Here is a 23,900-nt window from a genome sequence, read left to right as displayed (position 1 = left end):
ATGGTTAAGAAAGCCGCTAGCGGCCCCTCTGGCCTGATTGTCGTTGATAAACCTGCGGGGTTGACCAGCCACGACGTCGTCTCGAAGATTCGTTGGATTGCCGGTACCCGTAAGGTAGGGCACGCCGGTACCCTGGACCCCATGGCTACCGGCGTGCTCGTCCTCGGCGTCAACAAGGCAACTCGTCTGCTGACCTACGTGGTGGGGGAGACCAAGACCTATACCGCCACCATCCGCCTGGGCGTCTCAACCCTGACCGATGACGCGGACGGCGAGGTTACCGCGGTCGCTGAGCCGCAGGCGCTGGCGGCTGTGAGCGAGGACGCTATAGCTCGGCAGGTTGCGGCCTTCACCGGGAAGATCATGCAGGTCCCCTCTGCTGTTTCAGCAATCAAGGTGGGCGGGGTGCGCTCCTACGCGCGGGTGCGCTCGGGCGAAAAGGTTGAACTTGAAGCCCGCCCCGTCACCGTGTACTCCTTTGAGGTGCACGATGTGCGGCCGGGGTACGCCACCTACCTGCTGGGCGAGAGTCAGGTGGGGGTGAACGTCCTTGACCTTGATGTGACCGTGGTCTGCTCGGCCGGTACCTACATTCGTGCCCTGGCCCGAGATCTGGGGTCCGCCCTGGGCACCGGTGCCCACCTGACCGCCCTGCGCCGCACCGCCGTTGGTCAGATAGGCGCTGAGGACGCCCACGCCCTCGAAGAGCTGGTTGCCGGTCGCGAGGCCGGAACACCCGCGCCCCTGCTACCTCTTGAAGGAGCAGCCCGCAGGCTCTTCGAAGTGCGCGAACTGACCGCCTGTGAGGCTACCGACCTAGCCAACGGGAGGCCTATCAGCCCCACCGAGGGAACGGGGGCCGCTGCCAGGGGCACGAAAACTGGCTCCTCTGGCGGGAGTAATAAGCCCACCAGCGCGGGAATCAGCGCCGCCTTCGCCCCTAACGGCACCCTGGTCGCCCTGATTGAAAACACCCGCGTCCGTGGCTGCATGCAAGCTACCCCCGTGCTCGTTTTCGAGGCGGGCACCACTTTCAAGGAAGACTGACCCACCATGATGATTGCCGGTCTTGACCTTTGGTTCTGGGTTTGTGCCCTTCTTGGCACAGCCTCTTTCGTCATCTGCCTGATTCGTTTCTTTCGCGGTGCTGCCCCCGATGACTGGTCACAGGGCTCCGTCATTGTGCTTGAGGCCTTTTTGGTTATTTACCTGGTCGGCTCCATCATTATGCAGGCCGTCACGGGCGGGCCGAGTGGCGACTGGCTCGAATACTACGGCTACCTGCTCACGGCCATGATTATTCCGGTGGGTACTTTTATCTGGTCGCTGGCGGAGCGGACGCATTGGTCTACGCTGGTACTGGGGCTGACTGGCCCAGTGTTGATTATTATGGTGCACCGCATGAATATGCTCTGGTACTACTATTAGGCCGGTGTTATGGGGTGCGATAGAAAGTAAGCGCACACCCTGCGCTAGGAGCTAGAAACGCTCGTTTAGGTATTTGCACTAAAACTTAGGCATGAGCACAGTACATGAGAGAAGTGAAAAGATTATGAGCCAGACACAGATGAAAACTGCCGCTACGAAAAATAGCGGCTTTGGCCGACTACTCGTGGTTATCTACGGCGTCTTTACCCTTTCGGCTGGGGCGCGGGCTCTTTACCAGCTCATTCGTAAGTTTGATGAGGCTCCTCTTTCGATTACTCTTTCGGCGCTTTCAGCGGCTATCTACTTGGTTGCTACTGTTGCCTTGGCCAAGAAGGGGGAGGGGGCCTGGAAGCTCTCTTTGGCCGCTGTTAGCATCGAAATGGCTGGGGTGTTATTGATTGGTATCTTCTCCTACCTGCAGCCGGAGCACTTTGAGATTCCCTCGGTCTGGTCGCACTTCGGCTCTGGCTACGGCTACATTCCGTTGGTACTGCCGGTAGTGGGGTTGTGGTGGCTGAACAAAACCAGGCCGACCCGCGCCGGCAAGTAATTCACGACAGCGAACTAAAAGTAAGTGGTGGAGCGAAGCGACCACCTTTCTTGCTGATGCGGGTGATTCACGCTAGCTCGTATCAGCGGCTGCGCCGTGATTCTGGAGTATATGGGCATTTTTGAGTAAGCCTCGTTACTCGAAGTGCCTTTCATAAAGACCGCAAGGCCGTTGAACCTTTGTGGTCCTTTATAAGTTAAGCCTTAGTTAAGATAGTTCTTTTTTCAAAAAATCTTCTATAAATCCTCGATCTTTCGGAGACAGGGAATTAACAAGATTTGATATTGTGCTTTGGGAAAGACTGCTACGCCATTGTTCTTCAGCTTGTATCATGCTTTTATGAATGGCACAGTTCCCTTGTTTTTTAATTTCCTCCGAAAAGTTGGAGAAGATACCTTTACAGCGAATCTCAGAACAATTAAAAAATGGGCGTCTTCCTTCAAGTGCTTCGACAACATCTAGAAGAGAAATTTCGAGAGCGTTTTGAGCAAGGGTGAAACCCCCGCTGGGACCGGTGGAAGCATTGATAATTTCTGCTTTAGAAAGCATCTGTAGTTGCTTAGCAAGAAAGGCTTCAGGGATATCAAACATCTGGCTTAAAATTCTACGAGGTACCGGCCTGTTTGGCTCTGCAATTGCCAGTACCACTAAGCAGTGAGAAATATATTCTACGCCAGATGATAATTTCATGTTTTTCCTGTTTTAGAATTTATAGAGATTTTGAGGACTGCCCGAGAGAACTAACACTATCACCCCAACCAACAAGACAAAATCACGCTGATGAGGTAAAAATGTGTGAGACATCGTTAGAGGTAACCTCGTGCAAACCAAAAATTAATTTTACCACCATAGTGACCCCTCAATCAATTCATGCAGCGATACCGGATTGATAGACCCCACTAATCATTCTGCGTTGAAAGATAACTCTCCACCTCATGGAATTTGGAGAGAGGGCAATAAGCTTTGGAATTCCTGTTGTTCCTGGGGTGTGAGTCATGTAAACAATTGAGTCTTCAGTTCCCCATCTTCTAGGAGAAATTTCTGTCTGGCTGGAAATTAGCTTCTCATTGGAGAGTTCCAGACAATCAATTTTCCTAGTAGATGGGATATCTGTATATTCAACTTGAGTCCTAGTCTCATCATCAAAAATAACCCAAGAATTATTAAGACGGTTGTGTAGCTGTGCGAAAACCTCAGAGGTGGAATGGGGAGAAATCATAATAACAACTGCCCCAGCGTAAGAAACGGAATTAGCGAGAAGATAGCTATCAAAATTTGCTGATTTAAATATGATAACTTTATCACCAGATTTGATTCCCAGTGAGAGGAGGGTTTCCCCCTTTTGAAGCGACAGACTGAGCCACCTGTAGATAAGTAGTTTTTATTCCTAATTCTGGAAATGTGCTCAGTTTTTTGTCAAAATATATCGGAGTGCTTGGATGCTGTAAAGCGTACTTGTATAAATTCTCGTAAATACGCAAAGGCTCTGGGTGAGGGGCAATCCAGTCTTGAAGGGTTTTGGAAAACAACATTAGAGTTCCTAATCATGTGTAGTTATGAATTGCGATATTTGTAGACCCGGTGAGAGCTGTTCAACATATTTTCAAGTACTTAGGAGTGATTCCGGTAATTAACTAGTTCAGGATTGGCCTTTAAGCGTTTAGGTGTTACCAAGTATAAAAGAAAACTTTGAAGAAACCTCACAAGCGGAGCCAGTAGAAAGACTACTGACTCCGCTACTTCTAGATGAAACGTAACACTCGTTCAACAAGCTCTTTCATTGAGCCGTGTAAGTGTTCGACATAGGCAGAATTACTATCGGAGTGTATAGATTGGGCATCTGAGACTCCGTAAGGGTTGCCCCATACAGGGTGAGAGGTATACTCCCCGTGAGCACCCATTGAGATCGGTAGGGCTCCCCAATGGGTGAAAATAGTATTCATCCCAGTGATAACTGTTTCTTGCCCGCCATGCGCACTTCCTGTAGCCACAAAAGTCGCCATTGGGAGATCGCGCAGAACCTGTTCTTGGTGCAAAGGTAATAGGCTATCGATAAAGTACTTTAAAGGTGCGGACAAAGAGCCAAAACGACCGGGGACGCCCCACAAGACTGCATCGGCCTCACGCAATACCTGAGCGCCACGCTCATGAGCCCTCAGAGTCTTCTCGTGTTCTTCAATCTCTGGAATATAGACCTCAAGAACATCCACCTCTTCAAGATCTTCAATATACTTCTTAGCAATTTTGGCTAAATGTTCTGTAGCTCCAGTTGAGCTGTGATAAATCAGCGCAATTTTATTTGACATAAGAAAAACCTCTGCATTATAGATTTGTACCAAAGGAAAGGTCGATTGTCTGGCCTGTGATAGTTGGAGACTTTGAGGAAAGGAGCAAATAAATCGACTGGGCGATATCCTCCGGGGAAGCTATTCTACGCAAAGCTGTTGTGGATTTGGTGTATTCCGTTGCTTCCTCGTTGCCCCGTAGCCACCTTGCGTTCAAATCAGTATCTACTACACCAGGTGCAACGACATTTGATGTGATTCCTTCTTTGCCAAATTCGAAGGCAACGTTTTTTGAAAGATACTCCAAGGCTATCTTTGTCATACCATATCCAGTTAAATCAGGATACGCATAGCGAGTTAGGCCTGAGCCGATGTATAAAATTTGGCCACCTGGCTTTGTGAGGCGCTTGATAGCACCTGGTGTTAGCGCGTATGGGGCAACAGTGTTGAGTGAAAATAGTTTGCTCAGCTCCAGAGGTGAAAGATTTTTGACGTTTCCGAAGGGTGCATTCCCAGCGTTAAAAATAACGGTATCGAGTGGGCGGTTGCCAATCTTCTGGTCGATATTTTCCCATAGCTCGTCTGCGATGGGGCCCTCTCCTAAGGTTGCGAAGACAAAATATACTTTCGACTGATTCTCAACAGCAGCTCGCTCAAGGCCCTCCTGCCAATCGCCCGGTGTGCGTGAATGCGCAATTACGTCGTAGCCTTGCGCCAGGAGGGTTCGGGTGGTTTCTTTGCCAATTCCTCTACTTGCGCCGGTGATAAGGGCTAGTTTCTGCCTCATTGATACTCCTGAAATGTTGAACCATTCAATCATGGACCAAATTGGTCTATGATTCACTGTATACTTCAAAATCGGGCTTGTCTAGCGACAACTGAGATGAACATGGCACCTCTGTCGTATAAAGATGTGCTGGCTCTCGGTTTTCAGTCTCTAGCAGTGAGGTTGACTCGGGATTCATGGTCACTCACTATTTCAGGTTATAAAGCCTTGCCCAGGAGCCTTGATAGTAACCTGCGGGCAGTTACGGAGCTCGGGATAAATAACAGGCGACCCCAGAAGGTCTCAAACTCATAGAAGAGGCGAGGCGGGTAGCTGATGTTCGAGATAGTAAGACTTGGCTAGAGCAGTTCCACACAGTGCGCCTCCACCGTAAACCGCGTAGTATAGACACGAGCAAGACACCCCAAGGAGCACCGTGAAGCGCTACACCGATCTGGCCCAGCTACCTACAGGCTTCGGCCCCACCGTGGTCACCCTCGGCAATTTTGACGGCGTACATATCGGCCACCAGAAGGTGCTGACCACCCTGGTCGCCACCGCCCGCGCTCACCAGCTCACCAGCGTCGCAGTCTCCTTTGACCCTCACCCCGCGCGCGTGCACGGGCCAGCTGGCGTCCACATCGAAATCATGGGGCAGGACGACCGCCAGCAGCTCATGGCTGATTTGGGCGTCGATGTCTATCTGTTGTTGCACTACAACCTAGCGTTCGCCGCACAGACCCCAGAAGAATTCGTCAAGCGTACCTTCGTGGATGCCCTGCACGCCCAGTACGTTGTTATCGGTGACGACGTGCGCTTTGGCAAGCAAAACTCCGGTGATTTGACCACCATGAAAGAGCTGGGGGAGCACTACGGTTTTGAGGTTCTTGTTGTTGAAGACCTGCTCGCCCACGACGACCGCCGCTGCTCCTCAACCTCCATCCGCAAGTTACTGGCAGAGGGCCGGGTGAAAGATGCCGCCGCCATACTGGGCCGCCCCCACTACATGAGCGGCGAGGTGGTGCACGGCGCCGCCCGCGGCCGCGAACTGGGTTTTCCCACCGCTAACATGGACGTTGACTCGATCGGCCTGGTGCCCGGCGACGGGGTCTACGCGGGCTGGCTCATCGACGAGACTGGAACCCGCCACCCCGTAGCTGTCTCTGTTGGTACCAACCCAACCTTTGAGGGGATTACCACCCGCCAGGTTGAGGCCCACGTGATTGGCCGACCAGCCGAACGAGTAGAAGATTTTGATCTCTACGGCCAACATGTCACCCTCGAATTCGTGGACTACCTGCGCGGTATGGTCGCCTACACTGGCGTAGAAGCGCTGATTGAACAGATTCACGCGGACGTCGAACAGGCCAAAAACATTCTTGGTATCAGCTAAATTGCATATAAAAAGTTCCCGGAAAATAGCAGCCGTTATGTCCGGGAACTTCTACATGTCATCTCTACATCCCGCTTACGTGGCGGTCAGCGCGGTAGGGGAACACGGCAGGCTCACAGCGAGCGTGAGCCTGCCTGCCCAGATATCACATTTCTTCGTGGGTGTTCGGGTCGAAGCCCCGGCCCAGGCCTGCCTCAAGCGCATCAAGACGGGCCATCTGCTTATCGGTCAGCTCCCAGTCAAAGACGGCCAGGTTCTCCTCCATGCGGTCAGGGCTCCCAGTCTTAGGCAGTGGCACGTGGAGTTTTTGAACCTCCCAACGCAGAATCACCTGCCCCGCAGTCTTGCCGGTCTCCGCCGCAATAGCTGCCAGCTCCGCGTCCTTAAGCAAATCGGTACCCCTGCCCAGCGGTGACCAGCACTGGGTCAAGATGGCGTGTTCAAGGTTGTAGGCGGCCCAGTCGCGTTTCTGCGAGTAGGGGTGTAACTCAATCTGGTTGATGGCCGGGGCTACGCCGGTCTCTTCGATAAGCCGGTCAATGTGCTCGGGCAGAAAATTGCTCACACCAATAGACTTAACCAGGCCTTCCTCCTGAGCCTTGATGAGCCCGCGCCAGGTATCTACGTAGAGGCCCTGTGAGGGGTTGGGCCAGTGGATGAGGTAGGCGTCCAGGTAGTCCAAGCCCATACGCTGTAGCGATCCTTCGAGCGAGCGTAGCGCCCCCTCATAGCTGTGGTCGCGCCCGGGCAACTTGGACTGCACAAAAATTTCGTCACGCGGGGTGCCCGAGCGTAGCACGCCACGGGCGACACCTATTTCGTTCTTATAGTTCACGGCCGTGTCAATCAGGCGGTAGCCGCGAACGATAGCCTCAGAGACGGCGATTTCAGCTTCAACGTCATTGAGCGGGTAGGTTCCCAAACCCAGAGGAGGGATGGAGTTACCGTCACGGAGAATATGGTTTTGCACTTGGGGTTCCTCTCAGGTGTGCGGTGTGGATGTCGGTTAGCGGCTGATTATATCGAGGGTGAGGGCGGCACTGCGTTCGGCAACGATGGGGGCATCCATGTGAAAGTCCTGGTCGGCAGCTGGGCCGCAGAGATCGGAGATACCGCGAACGGCGATGAAGGGCAGGTTGCGGCTCGAAGCTACCTGGGCCAGGGCTGTGGTTTCCATATCGGTAGAGAGCGCCTGCGGGAAGAGCTCGCGGGTATTCTTCACGTTGTGAGCGGTCACGAAGGAGCCACCGGCCAGCATCTGCCCGAACAGGGGAGTGCCCGCGCCCGTGTAAGCAGCGGCAGCAGCTTCAGCCTTGGCTACCAGCGAGGGGTCGGTTGCGTAGGTGGCGGGCATACCGGGCACCTGCCCGAACGTGTAGCCGAAGGCGGTGGCGTCCGCGTCTGCGTAGGTGTACTCGGTGCCCAGCACGAGGTCGCCCACGTTGACGTCGGCGCGCAGGCCGCCTGCTGTGCCAGCGGACACCAGCACACGCGGGGTGGGCACCAGCGCCAGCGCCACAGACAGTGCGCTGGCAGCATTGACGAGACCAATCTTAGAACGCACCAGTAGAAGCTTGAACTCATCGGTGTCGCTTGTCAAGGAACGGGGGTAGAAGAGCGCCTCACCCAAGGAGTAGGCGTCACCATGGGGCTCGGTGGCGGCCAGAAAGGGCGCGGCTTCTTCATCCATGGCAACCTGAATAATAGCGGCGTTGTCAAAGCCGGCGGGGAGCGCGAAACCTGCCATTAGGCCATCACCTGTGACCACTCGTCCTTGCGATCCAGAAAGTCTCGCACAGCTGCCTGGGCCTCAGTGAGGGAGTGGTTGGCCCCCCAGCCGCACTGAACCTCGTTAGCGGCGGGAACCTCATCAGCCTGGAGCAGATCGCTCATTGTTGCCTCAAGAATCTGCATGAAATCTTCAGGCTCAAGACCTAAGGTCAGGGCGTAGAAGCCGGTCTGGCAGCCCATGGGGGAGAAGTCAATGAGTGCGTCGGTATGGTTGCGCATGTGGTGGGCGGTCATGTGCTCGATGGAGTGCACAGCCTTCATATCTAGGTGGGCTCTGTTGGGCTGGGTGAAACGTACGTCGTATTTGATGAGGACGTCCCCGCCCGGCAGGGTCTTGCGGTCGGCTACGCGCACATAGGGGGCCGCCACAGCGGTGTGATCCAGATCGAAGGACTCAACGTTGGTCTTCTGCTTCTCAAAATTCTCAGTGATTTGCATGCTTACCATTCTCTCGCACTTAGGCAGGTCGCGCTAGCTGGGGGAGTAGGCTAAGACATAAGTGTTCACGATTGATTGGAGTTTGCAATGAACGTACTGATTCCCACCGCTGCTGCCTCAGCCGGCCTGACGGGCGGCTACAAGGTTGCCCGAGTCACCAACGTCCGCGCCCTGGGCGGGGTTGCCCTGGCCGCCGGTGGTGCCGCTGCTTTTGCAGGCTGGAAGAAGAACGCCGGAACCGGCACCGCTGCCGCCCTGACCGCTGTCTACCTGGGAGGTTTTGGCTACTCCCACGTGCTGCACAAGAAGATTGGCCCCTGGCCCGCCGTTTGCGCCGTTACCGGTGCTACTGCGCTCGCCTCCCTGGCCTTCGGCCGCGAAAAGAAGTAGAGGTTTGCTACCTTTCCCCGCACCGTCTACCTTGCAACCAGTGCAGGTGTAGGAAAGTAAGCGGGGCCTATTCTCAGGCCAGGTGAGCAAGCCCCTATCGGCCCTGCTCTTCCCGCAGGTGGGTGCCGTACGGTAGAGTTGACTTCGTGTGTGACCGCAGTCCGTGGCAGTTGCACGCAGAAGCCCCGGCCCTGGCCGAGCGCCCTCAACCCGGCAGTAAAAATATTGACCGGGCCGCACACGGCACTAACTCTAGGAGTTACACCATGGCCCTTGATCCTAAGATCAAGCAGGAAATCATGAAGGAATACGCAACCCACGAAGGTGACACCGGTTCACCCGAGGTTCAGGTTGCAGTTCTGACTCGTCGTATCACCGACCTGACCGAACACCTCAAGTTCCACAAGCACGACCACCACTCACGCCGTGGTCTGATGATTCTCGTCGGTCGCCGCCGCAACCTGCTCGGCTACCTCAAGAGCATCGACATCGAACGTTACCGCGCGCTCATCGAGCGCCTCGGTATCCGCCGATAAACAAGGTCTGTGAGCGTGAGGGCGGCACCCGGCCCCTAGCGTCCTAGTGACTACCACAAGGACGCAGTCAAGGCGGCGGTGACGCCCTCACCCGCACCCACATCCCCAAAAATATAGAAAAGTCGCCGCGTGTTTTCGCGGTCATCGGTAGCGGTCTACAGAAAACTCTCAAGGTTAGGAACCTGTGGGCCTCAATCGACGACCGAAGGCGCGGCACAGACACAAGAAATGGAGGAACCTTGGAAGGTCCCGAAATTCAGTTTGCAGAAGCAATCATTGACAACGGCAAATTCGGCCAGCGCGTCGTCCGCTTTGAAACCGGCCGTCTAGCCAAGCAGGCCGCAGGTTCGGTTCTCGTCACCATCGATGAAGAAACCACCCTGCTCTCAGCTACCGCCATTGGCAAGTCACCCCGCGAGGGATTCGACTTCTTCCCCCTCACCGTCGACGTTGAAGAGCGCATGTACGCAGCCGGTAAAATCCCCGGCTCCTTCTTCCGCCGTGAGGGCCGCCCCTCAACCGAAGCAATCCTGGCTGCGCGTCTGATTGACCGCCCCCTACGCCCCGCCTTCCGCAAGGGCATCCGCAACGAGGTTCAGGTTGTCGTCACCGTCCTGACCATCGAACCCGACGAAATCTACAACACCGTCGCCATCAACGCAGCATCAGCCTCAACCACCCTGTCAGGTGCCCCCTTCGCGGGCCCCGTCGGTGGCGTGCGCGTGGCCCTGATTGACGGTCAGTGGGTCGCCTTCCCCAAGCACTCCCAGCTGGAGAACGCCGTCTTTGATATGGCTGTAGCCGGTCGCGTTGTGACCAAGGCTGACGGTACCGAAGATGTTGCCATCATGATGGTTGAAGCTGAAGCAACCGATAACTCCTGGAAGCTGATCAAGGAAGACGGCGCCACCGCCCCCACCGAAGAGGTCGTCGCCCAGGGCCTTGAGGCCGCCAAGCCCTTCATCGCCGCCCTCTGCAAGGCCCAGGCCGACCTGGCTGAGCGTGCGGGCAAGCCCGCCCTTGACCTGCCCGTATTCGGCGAACGCGCCGCAGAAATCGATGAGGCAGTCAAGGCCTTTGAATCCAAGATCGTTGAAGTCTACTCCATCGCCGGTAAGCAGGATCGCGAAAACGCATCCGCTGACCTGCAGCAGGAAATCGAAGAGAGCCTGGCCGGCGAAGGCAAGGAATTCGAGGGTCGCGTTGACGAGGTCAATGCCGCCTTCAACGCCCTGACCAAGCACATTGTGCGCCAGCGCATTCTGACCGAGCAGATTCGTATTGACGGCCGCGGCCTGACCGATATCCGCCAGCTGACAGCCGAGGTTGAGGTTCTGCCCCGTGTGCACGGCTCTGCTATCTTCGAGCGCGGTGAAACCCAGATCATGGGCGTCACCACCCTCAACATGCTCAAGATGGAGCAGCAGCTTGACTCCCTCTACCCGGTCAAGTCCAAGCGCTACATCCACCACTACAACTTCCCGCCCTACTCAACCGGTGAAACCGGCCGCGTGGGCTCACCCAAGCGCCGCGAAATCGGTCACGGTGCACTCGCTGAGCGCGCTATCACCCCGATCCTGCCCTCGCGCGAAGATTTCCCCTACGCAATCCGCCAGGTTTCAGAGGCCCTTGGCTCCAACGGCTCAACCTCCATGGGGTCGGTGTGCGCCTCAACCCTCTCCCTGCTCAACGCCGGTGTGCCCCTGCGCGCGCCCGTCGCCGGTATCGCTATGGGCCTGGTCTCCGACGAGGTTGACGGTGAAACCCGCTACGCAGCCCTGACCGATATTCTTGGCGCTGAGGACGCCCTGGGCGACATGGACTTCAAGGTTGCAGGTACCAGCGAGTTCGTCACCGCCATCCAACTGGACACCAAGCTTGACGGCATCCCCGCCTCAGTTCTGGCCGGTGCCCTGACCCAGGCTCGCGAGGCCCGCCTGCACATCCTCGAGGTCATTAACGCAGCGATTGATGCCCCCGACGAGATGAGCGACTTCGCTCCCCGGGTCATTTCCGTGCAGGTTCCCGTCGCCAAGATCGGTGAGGTTATTGGCCCCAAGGGCAAGATGATCAACCAGATTCAGGAAGACACCGGCACCGACATCTCGATTGAGGACGACGGCACCGTCTACATTGGTGCCATCGACGGCCCCTCAGCCGAGGCAGCCCGCGCAGCAATCAACGCGATTGCTAACCCGCAGGTACCCGAACTGGGCGAACGCTACCTGGGCACCGTCGTCAAAACCACTGCCTTCGGTGCTTTCATCTCACTCACCCCCGGCAAGGACGGCCTGCTACATATCTCTGAGCTGCGCAAGCTCAACGACGGCAAGCGCGTGGAGGACGTGGAGGACGTGGTCGGTGTGGGCCAGAAGGTTCAGGTCGAGATTTCCAAGGTCGATGACCGCGGCAAGCTTTCCCTGGTGCCCGTCGTCGCTGAAGGTGAATACACCGGCGAGGACGAAGAATAAACCCTTCTGAAGTGATCCGGCTCCTCGAATCTGACGAGGGGGTAGGCACCGGCCGTGCCTGCCCCCTTCCCTTATGCCCACCCCGCTGACGCGAATACCGCCGATGGAAAGGTCACCATGCCCGTCCTTTTACCCCTGGAATTGAACGAGCTCACCGACGAGCTTAACTACCGTACCGGCCGCCTAATCTATTCCGGTGGCGGTGGCAACGAGGTGCGACGGTCCGTGCTACCCGGAGGCGTCCGGGTGCTGACCGAGCGCATGCCCTCACAGCGCTCCGTCTCCATAGGCTTCTGGGTGGGGGTTGGATCCCGTGACGAACAGCCCGGTATGCTGGGGTCCACCCACTTTCTCGAACACCTACTCTTCAAAGGCACCGAAAGCCGCAGTGCCCTCGATATTGCGCACGCTTTTGACAGGGTCGGCGGAGAGTCTAATGCCCTCACCGCCAAGGAGCACACCTGCTACTACGCCCGCGTGCTTGACGATGACACAGCCATGGCCATCGACGTCATCGCAGACATGGTCACCGGTGCCGTGCTTGACCCGGCCCTGCTGGAGCAGGAGCGTGGCGTCATCCTCGAAGAAATCGCCATGGATCAGGACGACCCCACCGACGTCGCCTTCGAATCCTTCATCGAACAGCTCATGGGTGAGAATCCCCTGGGGCGCCCTATCGGTGGCACTCCCGCTGAAATTACCGAGGTTGCCCGCGATAAGGTCTGGGAACACTACAAAAAGTTTTACACGCCTGACCGCCTGGTCATTTCAGCTGCCGGTAGCCTCAATCACGCCGAAATCGTGAACCTGGTACTGGAGTCTCTGTCTAACCGTGGCTGGCATTTAGAGGAAGGTGCGGCACCTGCTCCCAGGCGCGAACGGGTGCCCAGCCCGGTATTGCCCGGTGCCCGTGAGAAGACCCTCGATAAGGGTTTCGAGCAGACCAATATTGTGATGGGCTGCCCGGGGTTGATCGCCGGAGACGACCGCCGCTTCGCCATGAGCGTGCTTAACTCCGCCCTTGGCGGGGGCATGTCATCGCGTCTCTTTCAAGAAATTCGTGAGAAGCGTGGCCTGGCCTATTCGACCTTCTCCTTTACCGGGTCGTACTCAGATGCCGGGTACTTTGGCATGTACGCAGGGTGCCTCCCAGCTAAGGCGGGGCAGGTAGCCGAGCTGATGCGTTCGACCTTTGATGATGTTGTGCATGACGGTATTACCCAGGAGGAACTGGAGAAGGTTGTGGGGCAGCTGGGTGGCTCCACGGTGCTAGGGAGCGAGGACGCAGGATCCCGTATGAGCCGTTTAGGGCGGGCTGAGCTGGACTCGGGAAAGTTCACGTCAATCGACGAGTTACTGGGGAATGTCAGGTCCGTCACCCTGGAGCAGGTCAACGAGCTGACTCGCTACCTGGCTGCGCAGGAGTGGGTGACTACCGTCGTCAAATAGCTGTCTGTGCCCGCCCCGGGCCTCCCCGCCCGCCCCATGGGGACGGGAGGGCAGGCGCGGGGATGGCTAACCGGCTGAAGTCGCCTCGTCCACGGCCTCTTGTACAGTCCTGGCGTAGACGGTCAAACCCTCGCCCTGCGGGTGCACCCCGTCTGCGAGCAGATACTCGGGGTGGCCCTGTGCTGCGGCCTGCCAATCTGCAACAAAGACGACGCCCGGGTTCTGCGCGGCGAACTCACGGATAATCTGATTCGACGGCTCAATCCAGGTCAGGTTGGCCGGGCCGAGGCCGGTGACCAGCACAAGCTTGCGTTCACCCTGCGGAGAGACAGCAGCCTTCAGCTCCTCCAACTGGGATGTGCTGAAGGTTGAATTCGCGGTCACAGAGAGCACAAGGACGCTACGCACCTGGCCGTCCCTGACCATTTGCTCAATGAGCGGCACGGCCATAGCCGAGGTGCGGGAGACCGTGGCGTCAATGGTGGCGGCGGGCATAACCTCGCTCAAAGCGCTCGACGATGCCAAGGTTACCGAGTCGCCCACAATGGTGACCTGGGATCCGGCCTCATGAACCCCAGCAGAAGCTACCCCGGTCGGCTGGGACTGGGGGTGAGGCGCGGACGCCGCGTGGCTGGCCCCCGCCGCCACAGCTGTTTCTGCCTCGGTCATCTCGGGCGCGGTGCGCACCGCGAAGATTGTTGCGACGAGCGCCAGAGCGGCGACGACGGCTGCGCTGGCTGGCAGGGCCCGGCCAGCGGGCGCGGTGATGGCTGAGAACCAGGAGAAGATGAAGCCCCTGAACCCCAGCGTACGCACGGGTTGCTCCACATACCGGTATGAGGCTCCCGCAATAACCAGAGTCAGCAACAGCACACCCGCATTGACCCAGGGGGAACGGCTGGCCCCAAAGATATAGTGGGCCAGAACCATGAGGGGCCAGTGCCACAGGTAGATGCCGTAGGAGCGCTGGCCGATCCAGCGGAGCGGAGCCAGAGACAGAACCCAGCGGAAAAGCCCGGATGTGCCGCCACGGACGTCCGGCAGAAGAGCTTGGATCATACCCAGGCCTAGGAGCGAGCCCAGGAACAGGCCCCAGGGTATCAGCCAGGTGGAGTGGTCGGTCAGGGTGCGGGCAAGAGGAACCACCAGAAGGAGCGAGACCCACCCCGCTAGCTGACGCGCCCAGCCTAGCGCCCTGCTACTGGGGGCCACCATCGGGTAGAGTCGCTCGTCTACCGGTGGGTACATGGACCAGGGAATCAGCATGGCCAGGAGTACCCCCAGCATGAGCCCGTAGAGGTGGGCGTCAGTGCCGTAATAGAGGCGGGTGGTCGAGGCACCCAACAGGCCGAGTACCACTGCGACCAGTAGCGATAGCAGGCCGAGCACAGCGGGCACCATCGCCCGCTGCCACCAGAGACGGGTAAACATGAACACAAAAACCATGATGACGGGCCAGAAGAGGTAGAACTGTTCTTCCACGGCCAGCGACCAGAAGTTAGTCATGAGCTCGGGGGAGGTTTGGGTGAAGTAGTCGTTGCCAGCCCAGATGAGAAGCCAGTTGGATGAGTAGGTGAAGGCCCCGAGAATCTGGCGGCCTAAACCTACTTGAGGGTCGCCCCCTAAGATGAGGGCTAGCGAGCCCACCACTACAGTGAGCAGGGCCAAGGCCGGGACGAGGCGGCGTAGGCGGCGCACCCAGAAGGAGACGATATCCATCTTGCCCGTGTAGGCACCTTCACGGAGCAGAAGCGCGGTAATGAGGTAACCCGAAATGACGAAGAAGATGTCAACACCAATCATGCCGCCGGGCAGGTACTGGGGCCATAAGTGGTAGACCAGAACCAGCAGAACAGCGATGGCTCGAATGCCGTCAAGACCGCGTAGCACAAAGCGTCGCTGCCCCTCGTGGGGGTGAACGGCGGAGTAAAAAACGTGATCGTCTTTCATGGGTCCTTCGGGGTCTTTGGAGGGCTCGTGCAGATGCACCCTACCAGTGTAAGAGGTCGGTGGTATCGATGCCCTGTAACCGGGCCGGGCACCGGGCCCCCTTCTGCCGCTCCGCGTTTCGGATGGTGAAATGTTGAGGTGGCAGGACGCTCGTGCACGCCCGTGCCGTGCGCAGGTTGGGGGGAAGTGTTCGCTAGAGTGGTGTGATGTGGGTGCTACCTGGCTCCCGCAACCGCCGAAGACGCGAAGGGAAAAGGCTCAGCATGAGCAAGATATGGAAAGTGGCCGTAGTGGGAGCTGCGGGCCGTATGGGCTCTGAGGCCGTCAAGGCCGTGAACGCCGCAGAAGATATGGATTTGGTTGCTGCGCTGGGCAACGGTGACTCTCTGGATTTGCTGGTTGAATACGGCGCTGAAGTCATGGTTGATTTAACCGTTCCTGCTGCTACTGAGACTAACGTGAGCTTTGCCGTAGAGAACGGTATTCATGCTGTGGTTGGCACCACCGGCTGGAGCGATGAGCGCCTGGCTGTTCTGAGGGAGCAGCTGGAGCAGCACCCCCGGGTCGGTGTGCTGATTGCCCCTAACTTTGCAATCGGTTCGATTCTTGCAACCGAGTTCGCTGCTCAGGCAGCGAAGTTCTTTGAGTCGGTTGAGGTCATTGAAATGCACCATCCCAATAAGGTGGATGCCCCCTCGGGCACTGCCGTCCACACCGCAAAGAAGATTGCCGCCGCCCGTGCGGAAGCCGGGGTGGGGGCGTCCCCAGACGCCACCGAAACCGACGAGGGAGGCTCCCGCGGGGCCAAGGTCGAGGGCGTCAACGTTCATGCCGTACGTCTGCGAGGCCTGACCGCCCACCAGGAGATTCTGCTGGGTGATGCCGGGCAGCAGCTCGTCATCCGCCACGACTCCTTTGACCGAACCAGTTTCATGCCCGGTGTTTTGCTGGGCGTGCGCAAGGTCACCGAGCACCCAGGCCTTACCGTCGGCCTTGACCGCTACCTCAATCTTTTTTAGCCATGGGGTCACTGCGCTTTTTCGTGGCTACCGCTCTTGTGTTGGCAACGGTGACCGTGATGATTCTGCCTCTGCCCCTGGGCACTCGCCTCTTTCTGCTGGCTGTCGGCGTTTTCTGTGCGGTTTTTATTGCCGTGGACGCCGGTGGGCGGGGTAAAGTTTTTGCCTCCTTGGTTACGGTAGCGCTCACCCTCTACCTGGTTCTGACCGTTCAGCGGGGCTTTGTTTTTATACAGAATGCCGGGGTCGTGGGGGGAGTGCTCGGTGCGGCCCTGGTTGTGCTCCCCGCCCTGGGGGCCTGGGCTATGCTTCGTGAAATCATCTTTGGCTCCCGCACCCAGGCTCTGGGGCAAGAACTGGCTGAGGCAGGGGAGCTCCCCGAAGACACCCTGCCCCGCAGTGCGTCGGGCCGTATCGACCGCGCCGCCGCAGATGCCCAATTTGCTGACTACGCCTCAGCGACCGAAAAGGAACCCACCAACTGGAAAAACTGGTTTAACCTCTCTCTCGCCTACGATGCCGCAGGTGACCGCAAACGAGCCCGTAAAGCCATGCGCAACGCCATCGCCCTGCACCGTGGCACAGGGCCTGAGCATCTGGGTAGCTAACCGCTCTGGCGGCCCTCCGCACCCGGTGAAGAGCGTCACGAGGGCCCTGGCGACTTCATCTTTAAGCAAACTTACCCACCCCATGCAACCGAAGATAAGGTAATCTAGTAGATATGTCTGAGACCGCACAGCACACCGAACCCACCACAACCCCCATCTTTGGGCGTCTGCTCACCGCCATGGTGACCCCTTTTACCGTAGCCGGTGAGGTTGATAAAAAGGCGACCGTAGCGCTCGCAAACAATCTGGTGGACCGTGGGCATGACGGTCTTATTGTGTGCGGCACCACGGGCGAGTACTCCACGATGACCGATGAGGAAAACCAGAAGGTTTTCCGCCTGGTCAAGGAAGCCGTGGGTGATCGCGCTAAGATTGTGGCCGGTGTTGGCTCCAACGACACCGCTCATACTCTGCACGTGGCGTCGCTGGCTGAAGAGGTGGGCGTTGACGGCCTGCTGGTGGTCACCCCCTACTACAATAAGCCTACTCAGACCGGCCTCGAAGCCCACTTCCGCACTGTAGCCGATGCGGTCAAAACTCCCGTGATGCTCTATGACATTCCCGGTCGCGCCGGTATCCCGATTACCCCGGCTGTCTACCGCAAGCTAGCTAGCCATGAAAACATTGTGGCGGTCAAGGACGCAAAGGCAGACTTCACTGCGGCCACCGAGGTCATGGAAACCACCGATTTGGTCTACTACTCCGGTGACGACGGCCTAACCCTGCCCTGGCTCGCTATGGGCGCTGTTGGTCTGGTGGGTGTTACCTCCCATGTAGCCCCCGAGCATTTCCGTCAGCTCATCGACGCGACCGTCGCCGGTGACCTGGCAACCGCCCAGAAGCTGCACCTGGATCTGGCTCCGGTGGTCCGTGCTACCATGAGCCGCGTTCCCGGTTGCGTTGCCGCCAAACAGATTCTTACCTGGCAGGGCATCCTAGAGAACCCCACAGTGCGCCTGCCGCACGTCCTTGCAACCAGCGAAGAAGCCGCAACCGTGCGCGCAGAGCTTGAAAGCTCCATCATCGCTTCAACCCTGGTTAAATAAATAAGCCTCACAGGGCACCGGTGTGGCCACCCAAAATCACTTCCGATTTTGGGTGGCTTGCCCGCGCCCGTATAAAACAAAAGAAAAGTACGACAGAAAAGAAACCGAATGCAAACAGTAACCTCACCGCATCTACCGCCCAAGCTCAGGAAGGACACCCTACGCGTTATACCCCTGGGTGGTTTGGGCGAAGTCGGCCGCAACATGACCGTCTACGAAATTAACGGCAAGCTACTTGTTGTTGACTGTGGTGTGCTCTTTCCTGAAGAATCACAGCCCGGCGTTGATCTGATTCTGCCCGACCTCAACTACATCAAAAACCGCCTGCAAGATATTGTGGCTATCGTGCTGACTCACGGTCACGAGGATCACATCGGCGCGGTTCCCTACCTGCTACGCCTACGCCCCGACATCCCCCTGGTTGGTTCACAGCTGACCCTGGCCCTGATTGAGGCCAAGCTCCAGGAGCACCGCATCAAGCCCTACACCATGGACGTCGTTGAGGGCCAGGTAGAGCGCTTCGGCCCCTTCGAATGCGAGTTCGTTGCCGTCAACCACTCCATCCCCGACGCTCTGGCCGTTTTTATCCGCACCAAGGCTGGCAAGGCCCTGCACACGGGTGACTTCAAGATGGATCAGCTGCCCCTGGATGGCCGCCTGACCGATTTGCGTCATTTTGCCCGCCTGGGTGAAGAAGGCATTGACCTTTTCCTGCCGGATTCCACCAACGCTGAGGTTCCCGGCTTTACCCCCACCGAGAAGAACATTGGCCCTGTTATCTCAAACGTCATTCGTGATGCCAAGCGTCGTGTTATCGTTGCCTCCTTCTCTTCCCACGTGCACCGAGTGCAGCAGGTGCTGGATGCCGCCGCCGAACGTGGGCGCAAGGTCGTGCTGGTAGGCCGATCCATGGTGCGCAACATGACTATCGCCGAGAAGCTGGGCTACCTGAATGTGCCCGAGGGTATTCTGGTTGACCTCAAGAAGGTCGATGACTACCGGCCCGAGCAGATTGTGATGATGTGCACCGGTTCCCAGGGCGAGCCCATGGCTGCACTCTCACGCATGGCCAATGGTGACCACAAGATTCAGGTAGAGAAGGGCGATACTATCATTCTGGCGTCCTCACTGATTCCCGGTAACGAGACCTCGGTCTACCGTGTTATTAACGGTCTGATGAAGCTGGGTGCCAACGTGGTGCACAAGGGCACGGCCAAGGTTCACGTTTCAGGTCACGCCGCCGCCGGTGAGCTGCTCTACTGCTACAACATCCTGCAGCCGGCGAACGTCATGCCCGTGCACGGCGAAGTGCGCCACCTACTGGCCTCAGGCAAGCTGGCTGTTGAGACCGGTATTAAGAGCGACCGCGTGCTCATCTGTGACTCCGGCACCGTGGTGGACTTGCGCGATGGCCGCGCCGAGATTGTCGGCCAGGTACCGTGTGAGTACGTCTACGTGGACGGCAAGTCAGTGGGCCACGTTACCGAAGATGACCTCAAAGACCGCCGTGTACTGGGTGAAGAGGGGTTTGTGTCTATTGTGACCGTGGTTGACCGAGCCACCAAACGCGTTGTGACCGGCCCCGATATTCACGCCCGCGGTATCGCTGAAGACGACTCAGTTTTCAATGACATTACCCCCAAAATCACCGTAGCCCTAGAGGACGCCTTGCACCGAGCACCCGAGCGCGTGCACACCACTCATCAGCTACAGCAAATCGTTCGCCGCACCATGGGTGCCTGGGTCGCCCGTCGTTTGCGCCGCAAGCCCATGATTGTGCCCGTCGTTATTGAGACCCATACTCCTGAGGCTGAAGGCAACTAGGAGTAAACTCTGAGCTTACCCGGCGGCGGTTTGACCTGCTGCCGGGTAAGCTATTTAAACGCACACCAACGTCAACCAGTATTGGGAAGAATGGCTCCGCGAAAGTCTGCATCACGTAAATCAGCCCCTCGTTCGGCGGGGAGCCGCTTCACTGCGTCCTCTCGCCGCTCAACCTCAACCAAAGCGAGAAATAGGAAGGGCTCTTCAGCTCCCTCTCAAGAGAGTAACGCGCTTATTCGCGCACTGGTGGGTGCCTGGCAGTCGCTTGCCTTCCTGATTGGCGGGGCCGTACGCCGTATGGGCACCCTACGCACCGATATTGAACTTCACGAACGTCGTGACGGGGGCGCCCTGCTTGTGCTCACCCTTGGCCTGCTCACAGCGGGCGTAGAGTGGTGGGGCTGGCGTGCTGACTCTGCCGATCTCGCCTGGTATGAATGGCCGCTGTATCTGTGGCATGTTGCGGTAGGGGGTCTTTTCGGCCAGGGTGCTCTGTTGATTCCCATACTGTGCCTGATTTTTGCGATTCGTATCTTTCGTCACCCCCTCGAGGTGCGGGCCAATAACCGTATCGCGATCGGTTTCACAATCATGACCGTCTCGGCCTCAATGATGGGTGCCAAGGTGGCTGGTTACCCCACCTTCTCCTCAACCTTCGATGAATTTTGGGGCGGTGGCGGCACCGTGGGAGTGCTGATAGGCACCCCGGCTAGCCGCATTGTGGGAAACGTCAGTGTGCTGGAGTGGCTGGTTATTACCCTGGTCTTTTTGACCGGTTTGCTCATAGCCACCGATACTCCCTTGCGTCAGATTGGCCCTAAAATGGTGCACATCTTTGGTCTGCTACTGGGGGAGAAGCCCTCGGGGTCCGTGCAGGATGCCGGGCGCCCCTCCCGTCGTGCTCAGTCTGAGGACGAGGGCGCAACTCAGGTTCTCGATGAGGAGCATGACCGCTCCTACCTCTACGAAGAACCGGGAGCCCCTGCCTCCGCTCCTCGGCGACGCGGTGGCCTGCTGGCCTGGCTGGGCTTTGGTCTCAAGCCTGAGGCAGATCAGCGGTTGGACCGTTATGAGGGGGACGTCGCCTACCAGACTGCTCTCATTGGAGAGGGCGGCGATTCCGCGCCGGAGACCGCACCGGTAGATCGGGTTCCCTCTGCTCGCACTCAGCAAGCAGGCCGTCAGGTTGAGGCGTTCGACGTCGATTCCACCCGTAAGCAGACCCGTAAAGAGAGGCGCGCTGCGGCTAAGGCTGCCAAAAATCAGGGGCAGGTCTTTGACCAGGGTGTTTGGGACTCTTCGGAGCCTTCGGACGCCCCGGCCCAGCGTCTTGACCAGGCCCGTCAGGCGGCCTCGGAATATGGCCGTGCTCCGCAGGGGAGTGAGTCTCTTGGTGCCTCAGGGCAGGCCGCTACTCGGGGGCAGAGCCCCGAATCTACAGCGGGGCCCGCACCCGCTGAGCCCGGGCGTCCGGGTGCTACCGGCGCAGCCCAGGCCGATGCAACCCGCACCGGTGCAGGCTCCTTGGGCGTTGCCCTGGCTGGTGCTGCTGCGGGGACTGTAGCAGGAGCGGCTACCCCGAAGCCTGCCGCACCCACAGCCCCCGGGGCCGAAGGTCCGGCTCACCGACCCGCCTCCCGCCTGCAGAACAATACCGTCGCTGAATATGCCGAGCAGCCCCGCGGTGAGCTGGTAGTTGAGTCCTCGACCGGCTCCTACACCCTGCCCACTGAATCCATGCTTGAGGCGGGCCCGCCGGCTAAGGAGAGCTCTGAGGCCAATGAGCAGGTCGTCGAAGCGCTCACCAATGTGCTAGAGCAGTTCAATGTAGATGCCGAGGTGACCGGTTTCTCACGCGGCCCGACCGTGACCCGCTACGAAATTGAGCTAGGTTCCGGAACCAAGGTGGAGCGCGTCACCGCCCTGTCGAAGAATATTGCCTACGCGGTTGCCTCAGCTGATGTGCGTATTCTCTCGCCGATTCCCGGTAAGAGTGCCATCGGTATCGAGATTCCTAACACCGACCGTGAGGTTGTGGTGCTGGGCGATGTGCTGCGTTCCGCCAAGGCCCATGCCACCGATCACCCTATGGTCATGGGCGTGGGTAAGGACGTTGAAGGCGGCTTTGTGATCGCTAATCTGGCTAAGATGCCGCACATGCTGGTGGCCGGTGCAACCGGTGCCGGTAAGTCGTCCTTTGTGAACTCCATGATTACCTCCATTCTCATGCGCTCAACTCCCGACCAGGTACGCCTGATTATGGTGGACCCCAAGCGTGTGGAGCTGACCGCCTATGAGGGTATTCCGCACCTGATTACCCCCATCATTACCAACCCCAAGAAGGCCGCTGAGGCCCTGCAATGGGTGGTGCGTGAGATGGACGCCCGCTACGACGATCTGGCCCACTACGGCTACAAACACGTGGACGATTTCAACAAGGCCGTTAAGGCCGGCAAGATTGAGCCCGAGCCGGGCTCCAAGCGTCAGATTAAGGCCTACCCCTATCTGCTGGTGATTGTGGATGAGCTGGCCGACCTGATGATGGTCGCTCCGCGCGATGTTGAAGAGTCCATTGTGCGTATCACCCAGCTGGCACGTGCCGCTGGTATCCACCTGGTGCTGGCGACCCAGCGTCCGTCTGTTGACGTGGTCACCGGCCTGATTAAGGCCAACGTGCCCTCCCGTATGGCCTTTGCAACCTCGTCGGTGACCGACTCCAGAGTGGTGCTTGACCAGCCCGGCGCTGAAAAGCTGATTGGCCAGGGCGATGCCCTCTTCCTGCCCATGGGAGCTTCGAAGCCTATGCGTGTGCAGGGTGCCTGGGTAGGGGAGTCAGAGATTCACGAGATTGTGGAGCACGTTAAGAAGCAGGCCCCGGCTGTTTATCGTGATGACGTGATTGCCGCCGCCCCGTCCAAGAAGATTGACGATGACATTGGGGACGACCTCGATGATCTGCTGCGGGCTGCTGAGCTGGTGGTCAACACCCAGTTCGGTTCAACCTCCATGTTGCAACGCAAGCTACGCGTGGGCTTTGCTAAGGCGGGCCGATTGATGGACCTGCTTGAATCCCGCGAAGTCGTGGGCCCCTCAGAGGGCTCTAAGGCCCGTGATGTGCTGGTTCAGCCCGATGACCTGCCCGCCGTTCTTGCCAAGATTCGCGGTGAGGAGCCCCCGGCCACTACCGACGACGTGTACGGTGGCGATCCCGTGGAGCACATGAACGACGGTGTGCCGCAGGCTGTGGACTACTACGATGAAACTGATGACGAAGCCAGCGAAGACGCTTGGAACCTCACCGGGCGCTAAGGAGAAAAGATGATGGCTGAGCCAACCCCCAACGCATCTAACTGGAACATTCCCAATGCGCTGACCGCCTTGCGTATTCTCATGGTGCCCCTCTTCATCTGGGCGCTGTGGACTGGCGGTCCCCACGGCGAAACTGATGTGGGTATGCGTTGGTGGGCTGCCGTGATTTTTGTGCTGGCCATGGTCACCGACTGGCTTGACGGCTACCTGGCCCGCAAGAACAGCCTGATTACCAGCTTCGGCAAGATCGCTGACCCCATTGCAGATAAGCTGCTGACCGGCGCCGCCTTTGTGGTTCTCTCTCTGCTGGGGGAACTCTGGTGGTGGGTGACCGTTGTGATTCTGGTGCGTGAGTGGGGAATCACCGTCATGCGTTTCTTCATCATTAAGTACGGGGTGATGGCGGCGTCGAAGGGCGGCAAGCTCAAGACCGTGTTGCAGACCGTTGCCCTGGTGCTCATGATTCTGCCCCTGGGGCAGCTTGGCGCTTGGGCCCTATGGCCCGGCTACCTGGTCATGGCTGCCGTGGTGGTGGTGACAGTGGTGACCGGTGTTGATTACGTGGTCAAGGCCGCGCAGTTACGCCGCGACTATTTTGCCGGCCAGAGTGGGTAGGTGCGTAGTGAGCTTCGAGAGTCAGGGGCAGC

22 protein-coding genes are annotated in these 23,900 nt (G+C 58.2%); 14 read left to right on the top strand and 8 right to left on the bottom strand.

Features of this window, described 5'->3' with window-relative positions; translation table 11 throughout:
• The 3 genes from truB to L6966_RS05850 all read left to right on the top strand — a co-directional run bounded on the left by truB (nucleotide 1) and on the right by L6966_RS05850 (nucleotide 1,978).
• Complete coding sequence (gene truB, locus L6966_RS05860) at nucleotides 1–1,047, top strand: tRNA pseudouridine(55) synthase TruB (protein ID WP_237233061.1); 1,047 nt, start codon at nucleotides 1–3, stop codon at nucleotides 1,045–1,047.
• A 6-nt stretch (nucleotides 1,048–1,053) separates the two neighbouring features.
• Nucleotides 1,054–1,428, top strand: a complete 375-nt coding sequence (locus L6966_RS05855) for a hypothetical protein (RefSeq protein WP_237233060.1) — start codon at nucleotides 1,054–1,056, stop codon at nucleotides 1,426–1,428.
• Nucleotides 1,429–1,552: 124 nt separating this feature from the next.
• Nucleotides 1,553–1,978 carry a hypothetical protein gene (locus tag L6966_RS05850; RefSeq protein ID WP_237233059.1) on the top strand — a complete coding sequence of 142 codons (426 nt, stop codon included), beginning with the start codon at nucleotides 1,553–1,555 and terminating at the stop codon, nucleotides 1,976–1,978.
• A 207-nt stretch (nucleotides 1,979–2,185) separates the two neighbouring features.
• Here the strand turns inward: L6966_RS05850 and L6966_RS05845 are convergent, their stop codons facing one another.
• From L6966_RS05845 to L6966_RS05835, 4 genes are all read right to left on the bottom strand, one after another.
• A complete protein-coding gene (locus L6966_RS05845; RefSeq protein WP_083093522.1) occupies nucleotides 2,186–2,668 on the bottom strand; it encodes an RrF2 family transcriptional regulator in 483 nt (160 codons plus the stop codon).
• 178 nt (nucleotides 2,669–2,846) lie between these two features.
• On the bottom strand, nucleotides 2,847–3,332 hold the full coding sequence (locus L6966_RS12195; RefSeq protein ID WP_272879246.1) for an AMP-binding protein: 486 nt from the start codon (nucleotides 3,330–3,332) through the stop codon (nucleotides 2,847–2,849).
• Between the two features lie 388 nt (nucleotides 3,333–3,720).
• Nucleotides 3,721–4,284 carry a flavodoxin family protein gene (locus L6966_RS05840; protein ID WP_237233058.1) on the bottom strand — a complete coding sequence of 188 codons (564 nt, stop codon included), beginning with the start codon at nucleotides 4,282–4,284 and terminating at the stop codon, nucleotides 3,721–3,723.
• A 16-nt stretch (nucleotides 4,285–4,300) separates the two neighbouring features.
• On the bottom strand, nucleotides 4,301–5,083 hold the full coding sequence (locus L6966_RS05835; protein WP_237233057.1) for an SDR family NAD(P)-dependent oxidoreductase: 783 nt from the start codon (nucleotides 5,081–5,083) through the stop codon (nucleotides 4,301–4,303).
• A 382-nt stretch (nucleotides 5,084–5,465) separates the two neighbouring features.
• On the opposite strand from L6966_RS05835, the gene L6966_RS05830 reads away from it, so the two are divergent.
• Nucleotides 5,466–6,422 carry a bifunctional riboflavin kinase/FAD synthetase gene (locus L6966_RS05830; RefSeq protein ID WP_083093530.1) on the top strand — a complete coding sequence of 319 codons (957 nt, stop codon included), beginning with the start codon at nucleotides 5,466–5,468 and terminating at the stop codon, nucleotides 6,420–6,422.
• Nucleotides 6,423–6,567: 145 nt separating this feature from the next.
• Here L6966_RS05830 and L6966_RS05825 read toward each other — a convergent pair whose 3' ends face one another.
• From L6966_RS05825 to L6966_RS05815, 3 genes are read right to left on the bottom strand one after another with little or no spacing between them, the layout of a single operon-like run.
• On the bottom strand, nucleotides 6,568–7,392 hold the full coding sequence (locus L6966_RS05825) for an aldo/keto reductase (protein ID WP_083093532.1): 825 nt from the start codon (nucleotides 7,390–7,392) through the stop codon (nucleotides 6,568–6,570).
• Nucleotides 7,393–7,428: 36 nt separating this feature from the next.
• Complete coding sequence (gene mtnN / locus L6966_RS05820) at nucleotides 7,429–8,169, bottom strand: 5'-methylthioadenosine/S-adenosylhomocysteine nucleosidase (protein ID WP_237233056.1); 741 nt, start codon at nucleotides 8,167–8,169, stop codon at nucleotides 7,429–7,431.
• Nucleotides 8,169–8,651: an S-ribosylhomocysteine lyase gene (locus tag L6966_RS05815; protein ID WP_083093534.1), complete on the bottom strand. Its 483-nt coding sequence runs from the start codon at nucleotides 8,649–8,651 to the stop codon at nucleotides 8,169–8,171. Before L6966_RS05815 ends, mtnN begins: the two co-directional genes overlap by 1 nt.
• 87 nt (nucleotides 8,652–8,738) lie before the next feature.
• Between L6966_RS05815 and L6966_RS05810 the strand changes: the two genes are divergently transcribed.
• From L6966_RS05810 to L6966_RS05795, 4 genes are all read left to right on the top strand, one after another.
• Nucleotides 8,739–9,041: a hypothetical protein gene (locus tag L6966_RS05810; protein ID WP_237224564.1), complete on the top strand. Its 303-nt coding sequence runs from the start codon at nucleotides 8,739–8,741 to the stop codon at nucleotides 9,039–9,041.
• A 266-nt stretch (nucleotides 9,042–9,307) separates the two neighbouring features.
• On the top strand, nucleotides 9,308–9,577 hold the full coding sequence (rpsO, locus tag L6966_RS05805) for a 30S ribosomal protein S15 (RefSeq protein WP_083093538.1): 270 nt from the start codon (nucleotides 9,308–9,310) through the stop codon (nucleotides 9,575–9,577).
• Between the two features lie 239 nt (nucleotides 9,578–9,816).
• Nucleotides 9,817–12,048: a polyribonucleotide nucleotidyltransferase gene (locus L6966_RS05800; protein ID WP_083093540.1), complete on the top strand. Its 2,232-nt coding sequence runs from the start codon at nucleotides 9,817–9,819 to the stop codon at nucleotides 12,046–12,048.
• A 117-nt stretch (nucleotides 12,049–12,165) separates the two neighbouring features.
• A complete protein-coding gene (locus L6966_RS05795) occupies nucleotides 12,166–13,497 on the top strand; it encodes a M16 family metallopeptidase (RefSeq protein ID WP_237224598.1) in 1,332 nt (443 codons plus the stop codon).
• Nucleotides 13,498–13,563: 66 nt separating this feature from the next.
• Here L6966_RS05795 and L6966_RS05790 read toward each other — a convergent pair whose 3' ends face one another.
• Nucleotides 13,564–15,447 carry an acyltransferase family protein gene (locus tag L6966_RS05790; RefSeq protein ID WP_237233055.1) on the bottom strand — a complete coding sequence of 628 codons (1,884 nt, stop codon included), beginning with the start codon at nucleotides 15,445–15,447 and terminating at the stop codon, nucleotides 13,564–13,566.
• Between the two features lie 263 nt (nucleotides 15,448–15,710).
• On the opposite strand from L6966_RS05790, the gene dapB reads away from it, so the two are divergent.
• The 6 genes from dapB to pgsA all read left to right on the top strand — a co-directional run bounded on the left by dapB (nucleotide 15,711) and on the right by pgsA (nucleotide 23,868).
• Nucleotides 15,711–16,466, top strand: a complete 756-nt coding sequence (gene dapB / locus L6966_RS05785; protein ID WP_237233054.1) for a 4-hydroxy-tetrahydrodipicolinate reductase — start codon at nucleotides 15,711–15,713, stop codon at nucleotides 16,464–16,466.
• A 23-nt stretch (nucleotides 16,467–16,489) separates the two neighbouring features.
• The gene (locus tag L6966_RS05780) at nucleotides 16,490–17,074 is read left to right on the top strand and encodes a hypothetical protein (protein ID WP_237233053.1); all 585 of its coding nucleotides are present in this window, start codon (nucleotides 16,490–16,492) and stop codon (nucleotides 17,072–17,074) included.
• A gap of 113 nt (nucleotides 17,075–17,187) precedes the next feature.
• Entirely contained in the window at nucleotides 17,188–18,120 is a 933-nt protein-coding gene (gene dapA, locus L6966_RS05775; RefSeq protein WP_237233052.1) for a 4-hydroxy-tetrahydrodipicolinate synthase, read from the top strand.
• Between the two features lie 108 nt (nucleotides 18,121–18,228).
• On the top strand, nucleotides 18,229–19,944 hold the full coding sequence (locus tag L6966_RS05770; RefSeq protein WP_083093548.1) for a ribonuclease J: 1,716 nt from the start codon (nucleotides 18,229–18,231) through the stop codon (nucleotides 19,942–19,944).
• A 90-nt stretch (nucleotides 19,945–20,034) separates the two neighbouring features.
• Nucleotides 20,035–23,253 (top strand): FtsK/SpoIIIE family DNA translocase, encoded by a 3,219-nt coding sequence (locus tag L6966_RS05765; protein WP_237233051.1) that lies wholly within the window; start codon nucleotides 20,035–20,037, stop codon nucleotides 23,251–23,253.
• Nucleotides 23,254–23,262: 9 nt separating this feature from the next.
• Nucleotides 23,263–23,868, top strand: a complete 606-nt coding sequence (pgsA, locus tag L6966_RS05760; RefSeq protein ID WP_237224567.1) for a CDP-diacylglycerol--glycerol-3-phosphate 3-phosphatidyltransferase — start codon at nucleotides 23,263–23,265, stop codon at nucleotides 23,866–23,868.
• Nucleotides 23,869–23,900: the final 32 nt, after the last annotated feature.

Origin of the sequence: Rothia nasisuis (assembly GCF_928381405.1) — a bacterium.
GTDB lineage: Bacteria > Actinomycetota > Actinomycetes > Actinomycetales > Micrococcaceae > Rothia > Rothia nasisuis.
Note: the sequence above shows the minus strand (reverse complement) of the source record. Positions and strands in the feature narration are given on the sequence as shown.